16 protein-coding genes and 1 pseudogene are annotated in these 15,884 nt (G+C 62.6%); 15 read left to right on the top strand and 2 right to left on the bottom strand.

What is annotated here, in order from left to right; genetic code table 11:
• The first annotated feature begins 1 nt into the window (after position 1).
• The 8 genes from ABIE52_RS18660 (at position 2) to ABIE52_RS18625 (ending at position 6,128) form a co-directional block, all read left to right on the top strand.
• Entirely contained in the window at positions 2-469 is a 468-nt protein-coding gene (locus tag ABIE52_RS18660; RefSeq protein ID WP_153213529.1) for a DUF3180 domain-containing protein, read from the top strand.
• A gap of 68 nt (positions 470-537) precedes the next feature.
• Complete coding sequence (locus tag ABIE52_RS18655) at positions 538-1,659, top strand: DUF6779 domain-containing protein (RefSeq protein ID WP_179090775.1); 1,122 nt, start codon at positions 538-540, stop codon at positions 1,657-1,659.
• 110 nt (positions 1,660-1,769) lie between these two features.
• Positions 1,770-2,711: a Rossmann-like and DUF2520 domain-containing protein gene (locus tag ABIE52_RS18650; protein WP_003945822.1), complete on the top strand. Its 942-nt coding sequence runs from the start codon at positions 1,770-1,772 to the stop codon at positions 2,709-2,711.
• On the top strand, positions 2,704-3,636 hold the full coding sequence (panC, locus tag ABIE52_RS18645; protein ID WP_003945953.1) for a pantoate--beta-alanine ligase: 933 nt from the start codon (positions 2,704-2,706) through the stop codon (positions 3,634-3,636). Before ABIE52_RS18650 ends, panC begins: the two co-directional genes overlap by 8 nt.
• Before the next feature lie 27 nt (positions 3,637-3,663).
• Positions 3,664-4,110: an aspartate 1-decarboxylase gene (gene panD, locus ABIE52_RS18640; RefSeq protein ID WP_003945761.1), complete on the top strand. Its 447-nt coding sequence runs from the start codon at positions 3,664-3,666 to the stop codon at positions 4,108-4,110.
• 3 nt (positions 4,111-4,113) lie between these two features.
• Positions 4,114-4,929: a type III pantothenate kinase gene (locus ABIE52_RS18635; protein WP_007726991.1), complete on the top strand. Its 816-nt coding sequence runs from the start codon at positions 4,114-4,116 to the stop codon at positions 4,927-4,929.
• Positions 4,930-5,190: 261 nt separating this feature from the next.
• The gene (locus ABIE52_RS18630; protein WP_007726989.1) at positions 5,191-5,709 is read left to right on the top strand and encodes a cysteine dioxygenase; all 519 of its coding nucleotides are present in this window, start codon (positions 5,191-5,193) and stop codon (positions 5,707-5,709) included.
• Complete coding sequence (locus ABIE52_RS18625) at positions 5,706-6,128, top strand: rhodanese-like domain-containing protein (protein WP_003945445.1); 423 nt, start codon at positions 5,706-5,708, stop codon at positions 6,126-6,128. Before ABIE52_RS18630 ends, ABIE52_RS18625 begins: the two co-directional genes overlap by 4 nt.
• A gap of 21 nt (positions 6,129-6,149) precedes the next feature.
• Here the strand turns inward: ABIE52_RS18625 and ABIE52_RS18620 are convergent.
• A pseudogene (locus ABIE52_RS18620) lies at positions 6,150-7,110 on the bottom strand (AraC family transcriptional regulator).
• 80 nt (positions 7,111-7,190) lie between these two features.
• On the opposite strand from ABIE52_RS18620, the gene ABIE52_RS18615 reads away from it, so the two are divergent.
• The 3 genes from ABIE52_RS18615 to lysS are packed head-to-tail and all read left to right on the top strand — an operon-like array spanning position 7,191 to position 10,047.
• Complete coding sequence (locus ABIE52_RS18615) at positions 7,191-8,024, top strand: NAD(P)H-binding protein (RefSeq protein ID WP_050656737.1); 834 nt, start codon at positions 7,191-7,193, stop codon at positions 8,022-8,024.
• The gene (locus ABIE52_RS18610) at positions 8,021-8,524 is read left to right on the top strand and encodes an anthrone oxygenase family protein (RefSeq protein WP_047269656.1); all 504 of its coding nucleotides are present in this window, start codon (positions 8,021-8,023) and stop codon (positions 8,522-8,524) included. Before ABIE52_RS18615 ends, ABIE52_RS18610 begins: the two co-directional genes overlap by 4 nt.
• Before the next feature lie 11 nt (positions 8,525-8,535).
• Positions 8,536-10,047, top strand: a complete 1,512-nt coding sequence (gene lysS / locus ABIE52_RS18605) for a lysine--tRNA ligase (RefSeq protein WP_003945834.1) — start codon at positions 8,536-8,538, stop codon at positions 10,045-10,047.
• Positions 10,048-10,157: 110 nt separating this feature from the next.
• Here the strand turns inward: lysS and ABIE52_RS34030 are convergent, their stop codons facing one another.
• On the bottom strand, positions 10,158-10,571 hold the full coding sequence (locus tag ABIE52_RS34030) for a DUF8017 domain-containing protein (RefSeq protein ID WP_473828759.1): 414 nt from the start codon (positions 10,569-10,571) through the stop codon (positions 10,158-10,160).
• A gap of 118 nt (positions 10,572-10,689) precedes the next feature.
• On the opposite strand from ABIE52_RS34030, the gene ABIE52_RS18600 reads away from it, so the two are divergent.
• From ABIE52_RS18600 to ABIE52_RS18585, 4 genes are all read left to right on the top strand, one after another.
• Positions 10,690-11,028 carry a histone-like nucleoid-structuring protein Lsr2 gene (locus ABIE52_RS18600; RefSeq protein WP_003945673.1) on the top strand — a complete coding sequence of 113 codons (339 nt, stop codon included), beginning with the start codon at positions 10,690-10,692 and terminating at the stop codon, positions 11,026-11,028.
• Between the two features lie 150 nt (positions 11,029-11,178).
• Positions 11,179-12,075 carry an esterase/lipase family protein gene (locus ABIE52_RS18595; protein ID WP_047269726.1) on the top strand — a complete coding sequence of 299 codons (897 nt, stop codon included), beginning with the start codon at positions 11,179-11,181 and terminating at the stop codon, positions 12,073-12,075.
• 26 nt (positions 12,076-12,101) lie between these two features.
• Positions 12,102-12,971: an esterase/lipase family protein gene (locus tag ABIE52_RS18590; protein WP_502944854.1), complete on the top strand. Its 870-nt coding sequence runs from the start codon at positions 12,102-12,104 to the stop codon at positions 12,969-12,971.
• 297 nt (positions 12,972-13,268) lie between these two features.
• Positions 13,269-15,812 carry an ATP-dependent Clp protease ATP-binding subunit gene (locus tag ABIE52_RS18585; RefSeq protein ID WP_003945604.1) on the top strand — a complete coding sequence of 848 codons (2,544 nt, stop codon included), beginning with the start codon at positions 13,269-13,271 and terminating at the stop codon, positions 15,810-15,812.
• Positions 15,813-15,884: the final 72 nt, after the last annotated feature.

The following is a 15,884-nucleotide window of genomic DNA, read 5'->3' as shown; positions in this document are numbered from 1 at the left end:
TTTGAAGCCGACCCGGATCAGTGAACTCGCGGTACTCGCCGCAGTGGCGGCCGTGGCCACCTGGATTCTGATTCGCGTGTTCTACGGTTCGATGCCGCCCATCCCTGTTTATGCGGGAGCGTCGCTGTACTTCGTGGCCGTTGCCGAGGCCGTCTTCGCTTTTGTCATTCGTTCACGCGTCAAGAACCGGCAGGTCGGCGACGGGCTCAGACAGCTTCATCCGATCACCGCCGCCCGAGCGCTGGCATTGGCCAAAGCATCCGCTTTGGTCGGTTCAGCTACCGTCGGTGTCTGGGTCGGAGTGCTGGTGTATCTCATCCCACAGCGCTCGGTTCTGCAGGCTGCAGCCTCCGACACGCCGGGCGCGTGGGTGGGGTTGGGCGCCGCAATTGCGCTGGTAGCGGCAGCTCTGTGGCTCGAACATTGTTGCAAGACGCCGGAAGATACACCTGACGAGCCTGCGCACTGACAGCCTGGTCGGCAAATCACCCACCGAGGTACGTGGCGACCCCGGTCTCGGCAAGTACCCTGGCAACCATGACAAATTCTGGTCGATCGAAGTCTGCGCGCCGAAGCAAGCGCAGCGCGAGCCAGATGATCATTGCTGCTCTTCTGGCACTTGCTGTCATTGCTTCGCTGTTTCTGATTTTCAGCAACAGCGTTCAGCTTCTTCGGGTGGGTCTGGTCGTCGCTCTGTGGGCAGCCACCCTCGGCGCTATCGCCATGACCAAGTATCGGCGTGAGTCGGCACTGGACAAAGCCAAGGTTGCCGATCTGCAGACCGTGTACGAACTGCAGCTCGAACGTGAAATTTCTGCTCGACGCGAGTACGAACTGAGCGTCGAAGGTCGCGTGCGACGTGAGGTGACCGCGGACGCGGAGGAACTGGCCGGCCTGCGCGCCGAATTGGTGGCGCTGCGCCGAAACCTCGAAGCACTGTTCGAAGGTGGGCTGCTGCCCGAACAGACCGCGCTCAAGACCGATTCGACGCGAGTGCCGGAACTTGGCGGTAGTTCGTACGGCGCGTACCAGCCGGCACCGTCGGGGTTGTACGTTCCCGGCGCCGGCCAGAGCGGGCCCAGCCAACCGGCACCGAACGTCGGCGGCTTGGCTTCGCCCAACGACGATCCGGTGACTGCTGAGACAACCGTCGTGTTCGCGGAGACGTCGTGGCGTGACAGCAGCTTCGTGGCGCCGCGCGTCATCCCGACCCAGAAGTCTCGAGAGACGCAGAAGCCACAAGAGACGCAGAAGCCCCAGAGCGGGAACCAAGCACCGAGTTCTCCGGTGAGTTCCTCGCCGACACGAACGGTGAAAGACGTTTCGGTGAAGAAGGATTCGGAGCCGGTCGCGCCGGTCGAGCCTGAAGTCAAGGCTCCCGCCCAGGCCCCGAACATCGAAGATGCCGTCATCGAAGACGCTGTCGTCGAAGAGGTGCCCGAGGTTGTTCCCGCGGTTGTTCCCGAAGCTGTCGCGGAAGCTGAACCCGAATCCGCTGCGGAGCCTGACGCGGAGCCGCGACGTCGTCGCCGTGCTGCCCCGGAAGATGCCGCCAGTGGTGCTCATTCCAACGGATTGACCGTCGCCGAAATCATGGCAAACCTGAGTTCGAACAACCCGTCCGAAGGCTCCGGTCGACGCCGTCGCCGAGAGGACTGAGTCGCAGATCACTCGCCCGGCCATGGCATGACGGTTCGGGCGAAGGATATCCTCGGACGCAGAACGTCTGGTACCCGCCGAGCGGGACTGGAACGAACGAGAGGAATCCGGTGACTTCCTTCGGGATCACTAATGGACCTGCACCTGCGCGATTGACGGTAGGAATTGTCTCAGCAGGCCGGGTCGGAACAGCTGTCGGTGCCGCATTGGAGCGAGCCGGTCATGTTGTCAGCGCTTGCTCCGCCGTCTCCAGCGCCTCGGTTGCCCGCGCTGTGAAGCGGCTTCCCGATACCGAAATTCTTCCGGCTGCCGACGTCGCAGCTCGTTCCGAGTTGCTGATTCTCGCCGTTCCTGACGATCAGCTTGCGGATCTTGTTCGAGGTCTGGCGGCCACCCATGCCGTCAAGCCGGGCACGCTCGTCGCCCATACGTCCGGTGCCAACGGGATCGCGATCCTGACTCCACTCACCGAACTGGGCGCACTACCCCTGGCTATCCATCCGGCGATGACGTTCACCGGTCACGACGAGGACACCGCACGGCTGTCGTCGGCATGCTTCGGAATCACCGCTGCCGACGACATCGGTTACGCGATCGCGCAGTCACTGGTCCTCGAGATCGGCGGCGAGCCCGTCCGAGTGCGCGAGGAGAACCGCGCGCTCTACCACGCCGCACTGGCTCACGGCAGTAATCACCTGGTCACGCTCGTGGTCGACGCCGTCGAGGCCCTGCGAGCGTCGTTGCAAGGTGACGAGCTGCTCGGTCAGCAGTTGGTCGACGGCGATCCGGGTGGAGTGGCCGAGCGAGTCCTGCAGCCGCTGCTGTCGGCGGCCTTGGACAACGCGCTACGACGCGGTCCCTCGGCGTTGACCGGCCCGGTGGCACGCGGCGACGCTGCTGCTGTCGACACACATTTGCGCGTACTGACAGACCTGGATCCGGAGCTCGCTGCCGGCTATCGGGCGATGTCCTTGCGATCGGCCCAGCGGGTGGGCGCCCCCACCGAATTGTTCGACATCTTGACTGAAACGGGAGGTGACCGTCGTGAGTGATCTGCAGGGCGGATACAAGCGCGGCGAACTGACGGTGCACCACGATCCGGACAAGCTTCGGCGCGTCTCGCGGGCACTGCGAGGTGTCGGGCGTCAGGTGGCGCTCGTTCCGACGATGGGTGCGCTGCATGCCGGCCACATCGAACTGGTTCGTCAGGCCAAGGTCACCGGCGCCGTCGTGATCGTTTCCATCTTCGTGAACCCGCTCCAGTTCGGTGCCGGCGAAGATCTGGACGCGTACCCGCGCACTCTCGATGCGGATCTCGACCTGTTGCGCGCCGAGGGCGTCGAATTGGTGTTCGCGCCGAGCGCCAAGACGATGTACCCGCGTGGTCAGCGCACCACCATCGTGCCGGGCCCGTTGGGTAGCGAACTCGAAGGCGGAGCGCGCCCCACTCACTTCGCGGGAATGCTGACGGTAGTGGCGAAGCTGCTGCAGATCGCGGCACCCAATCACGCGTACTTCGGTGAGAAGGACTACCAGCAGCTGACGCTCATCCGTCAGATGGTGTGGGATCTCAACTTCGATGTACAGATCATCGGAGTTCCGACGGTTCGCGAGTTCGACGGCCTCGCGTTGTCCTCTCGCAATCGCTACCTCGACGAGAACCAGCGCGCGGCAGCGGTCGCGCTGTCCGCCGCTCTGATCGCCGGTGCACACGCGGCGGCTGGGGGAGCGGAAGCAATCCTGGAAACCGCACGCGCTGTTCTGGCAGCTGTTCCGGAAATCGAGGTCGACTACCTCGAGGTTCGGGGCGTCGATCTGGGCCCCGCGCCCGAGCGAGGTGACGGTCGACTGTTGGTGGCCGCCAAGCTCGGAACCACCCGTTTGATCGACAACGTCGGTGTCGCGGTGGGAACCGGCTTCCTCGAGCGTGACACCGACCCATCCGCCGACGCCATCGACGACCTGCTGTCTCACTGAGCACTTTTCACGAGTAAGGACCTGGATATGTTTCGCACGATGATGAAGTCGAAGATCCACCGCGCCACCGTGACTCACGCCGACCTGCATTACGTCGGCTCCGTCACCGTCGACCAGGATCTGATGGACGCCGCAGACCTCCTCGAAGGCGAACAGGTGTGCATCGTCGACATCGACAACGGTGCGCGTCTCGAGACGTATGTCATTGCCGGCGAGCGCGGAACCGGTGTCATCGGAATCAATGGTGCGGCAGCGCATCTGGTCAAGCCAGGCGACCTGGTCATCCTCATCGCCTACGGCGTGATGAACGAGCAGGAAGTCAAGGAGTACTCCCCGCGCGTAGTCTTCGTCGATGCCGACAACAAGCAGATCGAACTCGGTTCCGACCCGGCTCACGCGCCGGAGGGTTCGGGTCTGATCACCCCACGCATGCTGTCGACGCTCGAGGCCTCGCGCGAATCCAGCCTGGTGTAATCCATGCTGCTCACGGTCGACGTCCGGAACACCAACATCGTTCTCGGTCTGTTCTCCGGGACTGGTGAGTATTCGAAGCTGTTGCAGGACTGGCGAATGCGAACCGATCCTCGGATGACTGCCGACGAGTTGGCGTTGACCTTCCGTGGGCTGTTGGGTTCTCATGTCGATCAGATCACCGGCGTTGCGGCGCTGTCGACAGTGCCGTCCGTCTTGCGTGAAATCCGTGTGATGCTCGAGCGGTACTGGGGTCACGTTCCCCATGTGGTGGTCGAACCGGGTATTCGCACCGGTGTGCCACTGCTGGTGGACAACCCCAAAGAGGTGGGAGCCGACCGGATCGTCAACAGCCTTGCCGCTCATCATCTTTACGAGGGGCCATGCATTGTCGTGGACTTCGGTACGTCGACCTGTGTCGACGTCGTTTCCGCCAAGGGTGAGTTTCTGGGCGGCTGCATCGCGCCCGGACTCGAGATCTCGACCGATGCCTTGGCGTCGCAGTCCGCTGCGCTGCGCAAGGTCGAATTGGTGCGCCCGCGTTCGGTGGTCGGCAAGAATACCGTCGAATGCATGCAGTCCGGTGCGGTATTCGGCTTTGCGGGCCTCGTCGACGGATTGGTCAACCGCGTCCGCGACGAACTACCGGAGTTCGGTGGTGACGACGTCTCCGTGATCGCGACCGGGGACAGCGCACCGCTGATCATTCCCGAGTCCGACACCATCGATCACCTCGAACGGGACCTCACCCTCGAGGGGCTGAGGTTGGTCTTCGAGCGCAATCAGGCGCGTCGTGGATCCGGTCGACGACCCGTCGCCTGATCGATGGTTTCGTTCCAGCGGTTTCGCGATTGCAAAAGTTATGCCACAATGGTGCTCGTGAATCGCTGCATGGGTGCTCAGGAGTGTTGTCGAGGCTGACCGCTGCCTTGACCAATTCACATTCCTTGGAGCTAGCTCGTGCTATCCACATATTCTGCAGATCTCTCTGTTTTGGCCCCGACTCTTACTGCTGACCGTGCTGTTTCCGCAGGTCGTAGCGCTAACCGTGGGGCGTCCGGACGTCGCCCGAGTGGTGCGTCGTTGCCTACCCGCCTTCGCCCGGCCGATCTGCTGCGTCTGACCGACGAGGGAGCAAACGGCGTGCTCGACGGCCGTTTCGATCACCTCATCCCCGACACCTTCCCGACGCTCGACCGTTGGTCCACCCGCTTGCACGCGGACGACGACGTCGATGTGTGGCTCATCAGTTGGGTGCCCGAACGCAACACCGAATTGCACGACCACGCAGGCTCGTTCGGTGCCTTGACCGTCCTCAGTGGTTCGCTCACCGAATTCCGTTGGGCCGGTGACGCCCTGGTGGAACGCCAGCTCGACGCCGGCGATCAGGCTTCGTTCCCGCTCGGATGGGTTCACGATGTCGTGCGTTCGACGGATGCTCCCGGTGCTCCGATCGAAATCAGCTCTGATGCACCGACTCTGAGCGTTCACGCCTACTCGCCGCCGCTGACGGCAATGTCCTTCTACGAAGTGACGGATCACCGGACACTTCGCCGCACCCGTACCGAGCTGACCGACCTGCCCGAGGGGGGCACCAAATGACCATCGACCAAATGCTCGACGACGCTCGCGCACAGATCGATCGTATGTACGTCTTCCAGCTCACCGAAGCCTTCCACCGCGGCGCGATCTTCGTCGACATTCGCCCGCAGGCGCAGCGCGCCATCGAGGGAACTCTTCCCGGTGCACTCGCGATCGAGCGAAACGTGCTCGAATGGCGCCTCGACCCCACCAGCAGCGCACACCTCGCGTTGGCCACCGACCACGACGTCGAGTGGGTGATCGTCTGCTCCGAGGGTTACACCTCGAGCCTGGCCGCAGCGTCGTTGCAGCAGTTGGGTCTGCACAAGGCCACCGATCTCGTGGGTGGATACCAGGCGATCAAGGCCGCCGGCCTGCTCGGTGCGCTCAGCGGAGTGCGTCATTGCTCCCGCGAGTTGGCGGCTGTGTCAGCTCATTGAGGTATTTGCTGTGCGCCTTTATTAACCGCGGGCGGTTAATAAAGGCGCACAGCGGGTCTGGCGGTACATCTTCGGGCTCATTCCGTGATGACGGGTGAACGCGGTTGTGAGGGCGAAGGGGCTCGAGTAGCCCACTTCTCGCGCGATCGACGACACCGTTCGTGCCGGGTCTGCGAGTAGATCCGCCGCCACGGACAGTCGCCACTCGGTCAGATAGCCGACAGGTCCGAGCTCCATGAGGCTGGTGAACCGGCGGCGCGAAGGCCGCTCGCGAGCTGCCGGACTCCTGGGCCAGGCTCGCGACTGTCCAGGGGTGTTCCGGCCGATTGTGTATGAGCCGCAAGGCATGCCCGATGACGGGATCCTCGTAGGCCTTGATCCATCGCGGTGATCGATTCGGGTTCTCGGCGAACCACGTACGGACCGCCGATATCAGGACAAGGTCCAGGAGCCTGTCCAGCAACACTTCCTGTCCTGGCCTGTCGGCGGCGATCTGTTGTTCCAGAAGGTTTGTCATCGGCGCGGTTTCGATGCTGCGTCGTACTACCGCGACGGGTGTCAGGCTGTCGAGGATCTGACGGCTGACATAGGAGTCCAAACGGTATGTGCCCGTGAGCATGACGGTCTGGCCACTGGTCGAGTTGCCCCAGGTGCGAACGCCGAGAACCGACATGTCCTCGAGCGGTGTGCCGTCGACCGCAGCGCAATTCTGTGCTTCGTCGATCAGTACGTGGACTGGTGTGTCCGGGTGATCGGCGACCGTATACGGATCGGGGCCGCGCAACAGTGCAACGTCGCCGGCCTCGAGATCTTCTGTCTGGCCGGTGTCGGAGACGACGACCGCGCTGCCTCGAACCAGAACCAGCACGGTGATCGGTGCGTGGTCCTCGATACGTAATGACCACGGTGGATCGAGCAGCGAGCGCAGTAGAAAAGCGCCCTCCGCCCGCGATCCGGCCAGCATCATCGACAATGCATCCATGCTTCGACCGTAGACGCTGGCGTATGTTTTTGTGACCTTCGGCTATGGATCGTATTGACGCTCCGCGGTCGAATGAGTGCATGACGACAACAAGCGACATTCAATCGGCAGTAGTGATCGGTGGTACCGGCAAGACCGGTGCGCGCGTTGCGCAGAGGCTGACGGCGGTGGGAATCCGTACCCGAATCGCATCGAGAACATCCGGGGCGCGTTTCGACTGGAACGATCAGACGACGTGGCAGCCAGCAGTGTCCGGCGTCGACGTGGCATATGTGACGTATGCGCCAGATCTGGCTGTTCCGGAATCGAGCACCCACATCGAGGAGTTCGCGGAGCTTGCGTACCGCGAAGGGGTTCGTCGCATGGTGCTCCTGTCCGGGCGCGGTGAACCGGCGGCGCAGAAAGCCGAGCAGGTTCTCGCCGACAGCGGTCTGGAATGGGCTGTGGTGCGGGCCAGTTGGTTTGCCCAGAACTTCAGTGAGGGGTACCTACTCGATCCGATTCGGGAAGGCCACCTGGCACTTCCGGTCGGTGAGGTGGGGGAGCCGTTCATCGACGTCGACGATCTCGCCGACGTGGCGGTGGCCGCATTGACTCGAACCGACCTCCTCGGCCGAGTTCTCGAGGTGACAGGTCCGGAGTTGCTCACTTTCGCGGCGGCGGTGGATGCGATTTCGACGGCGTCGGGTCGTCTCGTGACATTCGAAAGAATTGGACTCAAACAGTTTTCCGACGGCATGGCGGAGGTCGGCGTCCCGAGTGACGTCGTGGAGTTACTCAGGTACCTGTTTGCCGAGGTTCTCGACGGACGAAATCAAAGTGTGACCGGCGTCGTCGAAGAGGTCCTGGAACGACCCGCTCGAGATTTCACCACTTTTGCCGCCGAGGCTGCTCGAACGGGGGTCTGGTCGTGAAGAAATCCGAGATTTTCTTGGAGCTGCTGCTCGGGGTGACTGCCCTCGGCGCGCTCGTCGCCGGTGGTGCGTTGTTTGCCTTCTCGTCCTTCGTGATGCCCGCTCTGCGGTCGGTCGATGCACATACCGCGATCACGTCGATGCAGGCGATCAACGTCGAAGCGCCGCGTAGTGCGTTGATGCTGCCGCTGGTCGGATCGGCGCTCACCGCGATCGCCGCTGGAATCTGGGCAGCGATCTCCAGACCGGACGGCTGGGTCCTTGCTGTCGTCGGTTGCGTCGGGGTGCTCGCGTCCTTCGCGGTGACCGCGATCTACCACGTCCCTCGCAACGACGCGTTTGCCTCGGTCAGCACTATCGACGCGGCCGCATGGGCGTCGTACGAGGCGGGTTGGACTATGTGGAATCACGTTCGGGTCGGGCTGTACCTGCTGTCGGGAATCGTGCTCGCGGTGGCCGCGGTGCTACCAGCAACAAACGCGGTGGACACGGCCCAGTAGTCTTGTACCCCGTGAGTGATGTAGAAGCCCAGCCAGTCGACGACACCCCCGAGCAGCTCCGTATCCGGCGCGAGAAGCGTGAACGGATCCTCGCGCAGGGGCAGGAGGCGTACCCGGTTTCGGTCGATCGCACCCACACGCTCGCGCAGATCCGCGCGGAGTACCCGGAACTCGAGCCGGACACGGCGACTGGCGTGCTGGTCGGCGTCGTCGGCCGCGTCATCTTCATGCGCAACACCGGCAAGCTGTGCTTCGCGACTCTGCAGGAAGGCGACGGTACCCAGCTGCAGGCCATGATCAGCCTCGCCGGCGTCGGCGAAGAGGCACTGGCTGCCTGGAAGTCCGACGTCGACCTCGGCGACTTCGTCTTCATCCACGGTGAGGTCATCAGCTCCCGTCGCGGCGAGCTCAGCGTGATGGCCGATGCCTGGCAGATCGCATCCAAGTCGCTGCGCCCCCTGCCGGTCGCTCACAAGGAGATGAGCGAAGAGTCCCGGGTGCGTCAGCGCTACGCGGATCTGATCGTTCGCCCCGAGGCTCGCGACAACGCCCGCAAGCGCGTCGCTGTTGTCCGTGCGCTGCGCAATGCACTCGAGAGCCGCGGCTTCCTCGAGGTCGAGACGCCGATGCTGCAGACGCTGCACGGCGGCGCGGCAGCTCGCCCGTTCGTCACGCACTCGAACGCCCTCGATATCGACCTGTACCTGCGTATCGCGCCGGAACTGTTCCTCAAGCGTTGCGTCGTCGGCGGTATCGAGAAGGTCTTCGAGATCAACCGCAACTTCCGCAACGAGGGCGTCGACTCCACTCACTCGCCCGAGTTCGCGATGCTCGAGACGTACGAGGCCTACGGCACGTACGACGATTCCGCGAAGATGATTCGTGAACTCGTCCAGGAAGTTGCGCAGGAAGCATTCGGCACGCAGGTCCTCACCCTCGCCGACGGTTCCGAGTACGACGTCAGTGGCGAGTGGCAGGTTCTCGAGATGTACCCGTCGCTGTCGGCTGCCATCGGCACCGAGGTCACGCCGGATACAACGGTCGACGAGCTTCTCGCTCTGGCGGAGAAGGTCGGCCTCGAGGTTCCCAAGGACAAGGGCTACGGCCACGGCAAGCTCGTCGAGGAGCTGTGGGAACACCAGTGCGGCGATCAGCTGTACGTGCCGACGTTCGTCCGTGACTTCCCGGTCGAGACGTCGCCCCTGACCCGTGATCACCGCAGCAAGAAGGGTGTCACCGAGAAGTGGGACCTGTACATCCGCGGATTCGAGTTGGCGACAGGCTACTCCGAACTTGTCGACCCGGTCATCCAGCGTGAGCGCTTTGTCGACCAGGCGCGCCTCGCGTCGGCAGGCGACGACGAAGCGATGGTGCTGGACGAGGAGTTCCTCGCCGCGATGGAACAGGGCATGCCGCCGACCACCGGCACCGGCATGGGAATCGATCGACTGCTGATGGCTTTGACTGGTCTCGGTATTCGCGAGACGATCCTCTTCCCGATCGTTCGTCCGTCCGCTCGCTAGCTTTACTTCGATCAAGGTTCGGCCGCACATGTTGCGGCCGAACCTTTTTCAGTTGGGGCGCTCCCAAGGTATTCGATAGTTCCCAACGACATTCGCCTGCGGCAAAGGATTCATCCATGCGCGGTCGCCCGAGTTTCGGACTCTCGAATTGTTGCGATGATTTGGTCGATCGTGCCCTGGTTGAGTGCGTCAGGTAGTCCCTGATCCGACTGGACAAGGAAGACCATGACCTCGGCTGTGGAGTATCCGGGTGTGGTGACGACATCGAATTGTGCTGAGGGCGGATAGCATTCGTTGTCCGCCGGGATATTTGTGACGGTTGCGGCGTGCCGGATCGCCGGGCGTCCGGAGATGGTGAAATTCGTGGGTCCGCCGTAAGCGATACTGGCGAGAGTGCCGTTCTTGGAGGCGAAGATTGCGCTCGGTAGAGGTCTTTTCTCGAGCCGTCGTCTGTCATGATTCCCCCGTCTGGATGCATCCCCCGATGCGTCGCGAGGAGTGTATCGGCACTGTCCTTGTCGCAAGACAAGTCGACCGGCATACCCGGCGGCGAGAAGTCCCAATCATCCTGACGAGCCAAGACAGGACGTTTGTCCAGGTGCTATTGTCGCTGCTTATCGAAGGATCTGGGGAGGAATGGTCGTGGTGAAAAAGGTTGTTGTCACGATGGTTGACGATCTGGACAAAAAATCGCCCGCGGACGAAACTGTGGAGTTTTCCGTCGACGGAGTTGCTTACGAAATCGATCTCACCGCCGCCCACGCCGCGGAACTGCGCGATGCACTGAAAAAGTGGATTCCTCATGCGAGAAAGTCGAATTCCGCCAAATCAGTCAACGGAGCGGTGACCAAATCCCGTCCCGTTGCGGACCGCGATCAGAGTGCCGCCATCCGCGAATGGGCCAAGGGTGCCGGCTTCGAGATTTCGGCCCGCGGTCGTATTTCCACCGAGGTGCGCCGAGCCTACGAAAAGGCCGTCTGAAATGGATCGCGAATGGATTCGGGCGCATTTTGCCGAAACGGATTGATAACGCGTTCTAGTTTGTTAGCGTCTGCACGGTTCGCATCTCTCGTAGAGGAGTCGGTCGTGCACAGAAACAGGTTGTTCGGGGGCGTGGTTCTTGCCGCTCTGATGCTCGTCGGGTTCACCTCCGTGGCTTCGGCTCAGGCCCCGTTGCCCGTGCCCAATGCCTTCCTTGCCGGTGTTCCTCAGGAGTTGGGAAATCCTGGCGGTTCAGCTCCTGGATCCAATGACTTTTCGTGTAAACCGACTGCCGAACATCCCAATCCGGTTGTGCTCGTTCACGGAACGGGTGGAAACAGGCAGACCAACTGGGCCACCTATGCGCCGTTGCTCGCCAACGAGGGCTACTGCGTCTTCGCGCTGACATACGGCAACTTCCCCGAGCAGCCGTGGCCGTTGTCGGCCATCGGTGGAATGCAGGAAATTCCTTCCAGCGCAGCGCAATTGTCGAATTTTGTCGATCAAGTACTTGATGCCACGGGTGCTACATCGGTAGATCTGATCGGACATTCCCAGGGCACCATCATCAACGGGTACTACGCGAAGTTCCTCGGTGGTGCCGACAAAGTGGACAACATCGTCTCGGTGGCGTCGCTGTGGAAGGGAACGCTCGGAAACGAGCAGGCAAGTGTCGGCCGCAGCCTTCGCGAACTCGGGGTATCCGAGGCAGCGCAGGCCGGATTCCCGATCTGCAAGGCATGTCTGAACATGGGGGCAGGCTCGGAGTTCATCGAAAATCTCCGTGCGGGAGGCGTTTACGCGCCGGGTGTTCACTATACGAACATCACGACCCGCTACGACGAACTGGTGCTGCCGTATACAAATGGGCTGGAGCCTGGGCCGAACGCCACCAACATCGTCGTCCAGGACGGTTGTGAGCAAGACATCTCCGATCACCTCGCCATCGCGGCATCGCTGCGCGCCGCGACTTTTGCTCTCAATGCACTCGACCCCGCGCATCAGCGGCCGGTACCGTGCAACTCGGTATTGCCCGTCGTGGGTTGATCACTTTGCGGAGGCCTTCGGTGGGGATTCGAACATGCGTGGGCGCTCTCGCTGTGGCGGGAGCCGTGGCCGTGTCCGCGCCGTCTCTTGCGTCGGCGAACGAACCTCTTCCCGTTCCGTCCGGTTTCCTCAGTGGAATCGCCCTCGAAGCGACCAGCCCGGGCGGATCGGCCCCTGGCACCAACGACTTCTCGTGCACGCCTTCCGCTGCTCATCCTGATCCAGTCGTCCTGGTGCACGGGACGGCGGCCAACCGTCAGACCAATTGGGGCGTACTCGCACCCGTACTAGCCAACGAGGGATACTGCGTTTTTGCGCTCACCTTCGGGAATCGAACGGACCAGCCGTGGCCGATTTCCGCAGCCGGCGGTCTCGCACCACTCGGAGACAGCGCAGGGCAGCTGTCGGACTTCGTCAACGACGTTCTCTCTGCGACGGGTGCCTCGAAGGTCGACCTGATCGGGCACTCCCAGGGGACGACGGTCAGTGCCTACTACGCCAAGTTCCTCGGCGGTGACACGCACGTTTCCAAGATCGTCTCCATCGCTCCGTTGTGGGACGGCTCGGAGGTCGGCCCGCCGGAAGGCGTCGGGGGACCGGATTTCGACAACGCCAGCTTCGTCACCGAACTGCGCGACGCGGGCGTCTACTCCGATGACGTCGAGTACACCAACATCGTGACTCGGTTCGATCAAGTGGTCGTTCCGTACAGCAGCGGAATACTGGCCGCGTCGAACGCGTCGAACATAGTTGTTCAGGACGGTTGCGAGCAGGACCTGTCGGATCACATCGCGCTGGTGGCGTCGCAGCGAACGGCGACTCTGACGCTCAACGCGCTGGATCCGTCGAATCCGCGTGAGGTGCCGTGCGCTCGGGTACTCCCGATATTCGGCTGATCAGGCGTCGAAAATCGCTGTTCGCTTCAGGCGTACAGGAACCGGGAAACGATTCCCTCAGCTGCGACGTTGTGAACGGTAAGCAGTCCGGCTTCCGCCGCCAATCGGGTGGAGGAGCAGCAGGTGGACTTCGCGCCCTCTAGAGTAATAAGTGGGGTCGTGCAACCTTTGTCGATTCGTGGACGTCAGTCCGCTGACCGGCGAGGCGATCAGTCTGTAGTGCCGGAGCGAAACGCGGCGACCAGGGACGAGACATCCGGTCTCGAACCTGCCCGCCGGAGAGTGTGAGGGAGAGCGATGTTCGAGAGGTTCACCGATCGCGCGCGGCGCGTTGTTGTCCTGGCTCAAGAAGAAGCCAGGATGCTCAACCACAACTACATCGGCACGGAGCACATCCTTCTCGGCCTCATTCACGAGGGCGAAGGTGTCGCAGCCAAGTCGTTGGAGTCGTTGGGTATCTCCCTCGAGGGAGTCCGCAGCCAGGTCGAGGAGATCATCGGCCAGGGCCAGCAGGCTCCGTCCGGTCACATCCCCTTCACACCGCGCGCCAAGAAAGTCCTCGAGCTGAGTCTGCGCGAAGCGCTGCAGCTCGGACACAACTACATCGGTACGGAGCACATCCTGCTCGGTCTCATCCGTGAGGGTGAGGGCGTAGCAGCCCAGGTTCTGGTCAAGCTCGGTGCCGATCTCAACCGCGTCCGCCAGCAGGTCATCCAGCTGCTGTCGGGCTACCAGGGCAAAGAGCCCACCGAAACCGGTGGCACCCGCGGAGAGGCCGGCACGCCGTCCACCTCGCTCGTGCTCGACCAGTTCGGTCGCAACCTGACGCAAGCTGCCCTCGAAGGCAAGCTGGACCCGGTCATCGGCCGCTCGAAGGAAATCGAGCGTGTCATGCAGGTTCTCTCGCGTCGTACCAAGAACAACCCGGTTCTCATCGGTGAACCCGGTGTCGGTAAGACCGCTGTGGTCGAGGGCCTGGCTCAGGCAATCGTCAACGGTGAGGTCCCCGAGACCCTCAAGGACAAGCAGCTGTACACGCTCGACCTCGGGTCGCTCGTGGCCGGCAGCCGTTACCGCGGTGACTTCGAAGAGCGCCTGAAGAAGGTTCTCAAGGAGATCAACACCCGCGGCGACATCATCCTGTTCATCGACGAGCTGCACACCCTCGTGGGTGCGGGCGCGGCCGAGGGCGCTATCGACGCGGCCTCCATCCTCAAGCCCAAGCTTGCTCGCGGTGAGCTGCAGACCATCGGTGCCACCACGCTCGACGAGTACCGCAAGTACATCGAGAAGGATGCTGCCCTCGAGCGTCGTTTCCAGCCCGTTCAGGTGGGCGAGCCGACCGTCGAGCACACCATCGAGATCCTCAAGGGTCTTCGTGACCGCTACGAGGCTCACCACCGTGTCTCCATCACGGACGGTGCTCTCGTGGCAGCGGCGACGCTGGCCGACCGCTACATCAACGACCGCTTCTTGCCGGACAAGGCGATCGACCTCATCGACGAGGCGGGCGCGCGAATGCGCATCCGTCGGATGACTGCACCGCCGGACCTGCGCGAATTCGACGATCGCATCGCCGACGCGCGTCGCGAGAAGGAGTCCGCGATCGACGCGCAGGACTTCGAGAAGGCTGCGAACCTGCGTGACAAGGAGAAGACCCTCGTTGCTCAGCGCGCTGAGCGTGAGAAGCAGTGGCGTGCGGGCGACCTGGACGTCATTGCCGAGGTCGACGACGAGCAGATCGCCGAGGTTCTGGGCAACTGGACCGGTATCCCCGTCTTCAAGCTCACCGAGGAGGAGACCACTCGTCTGCTCCGCATGGAAGAGGAACTGCACAAGCGGATCATCGGCCAGGAAGAGGCGGTCAAGTCCGTCTCGAAGGCGATCCGTCGTACGCGTGCAGGTCTGAAGGATCCCAAGCGTCCCTCGGGCTCGTTCATCTTCGCCGGCCCGTCCGGTGTCGGTAAGACGGAGCTCGCGAAGTCGCTCGCCAACTTCCTGTTCGGCGACGACGACGCCTTGATCCAGATCGACATGGGCGAGTTCCACGACCGCTTCACCGCTTCACGTCTGTTCGGTGCCCCTCCCGGGTACGTCGGATACGAAGAGGGTGGCCAGCTCACCGAGAAGGTGCGCCGCAAGCCGTTCAGCGTCGTGCTGTTCGACGAGATCGAGAAGGCACACCAGGAGATCTACAACACCCTCCTGCAGGTGCTCGAGGACGGCCGTCTCACCGACGGTCAGGGACGTACCGTCGACTTCAAGAACACGGTGCTGATCTTCACGTCCAACCTCGGTACGTCGGACATCTCCAAGGCAGTCGGCCTGGGCTTCAGCTCGGGAACGGGCACGGAGTCGAACTACGAGCGCATGAAGCTCAAGGTTCACGACGAGCTGAAGAAGCACTTCCGTCCCGAGTTCTTGAACCGTATCGACGACATCGTCGTCTTCCATCAGCTCACGAACGAGCAGATCGTTCAGATGGTCGACCTGATGCTCGCTCGCGTCGAGGCGGCACTCAAGAACAAGGACATGGCCATGGAGGTCACCGACAAGGCCAAGTCGCTTCTGGCCAAGCGCGGATTCGATCCCGTACTGGGTGCACGACCGCTGCGTCGCACCATCCAGCGCGAGATCGAGGACCAGATGTCCGAGAAGATCCTCTTCGGAGAGATCGGACCCGGCCACATCGTGCTCGTCGACGTCGAGAACTGGGACGGCGAAGGCTCGGGCGAGGACGCGAAGTTCACGTTCACGCCTACCAAGAAGCCGATCGACGTGCCGGACGCACCGCCGATCGAGCTGACCAAGGCCGGCGAAAGCGAAAGCGCAGCAGAGTAGTACAGCAGAGTAGGTAACGAACGGGCGGCACCTCACCGGTGCCGCCCGTTTCGTGTATCACGGGAGAGGGCG

The sequence above is a fragment of the Rhodococcus sp. OAS809 genome (genome assembly GCF_040546695.1).
GTDB classification, from domain to species: domain Bacteria; phylum Actinomycetota; class Actinomycetes; order Mycobacteriales; family Mycobacteriaceae; genus Rhodococcus_F; species Rhodococcus_F qingshengii.
The sequence above is the reverse complement of the archived record's forward strand: the minus strand, read 5'-3'. Positions and strand labels throughout refer to the sequence as shown.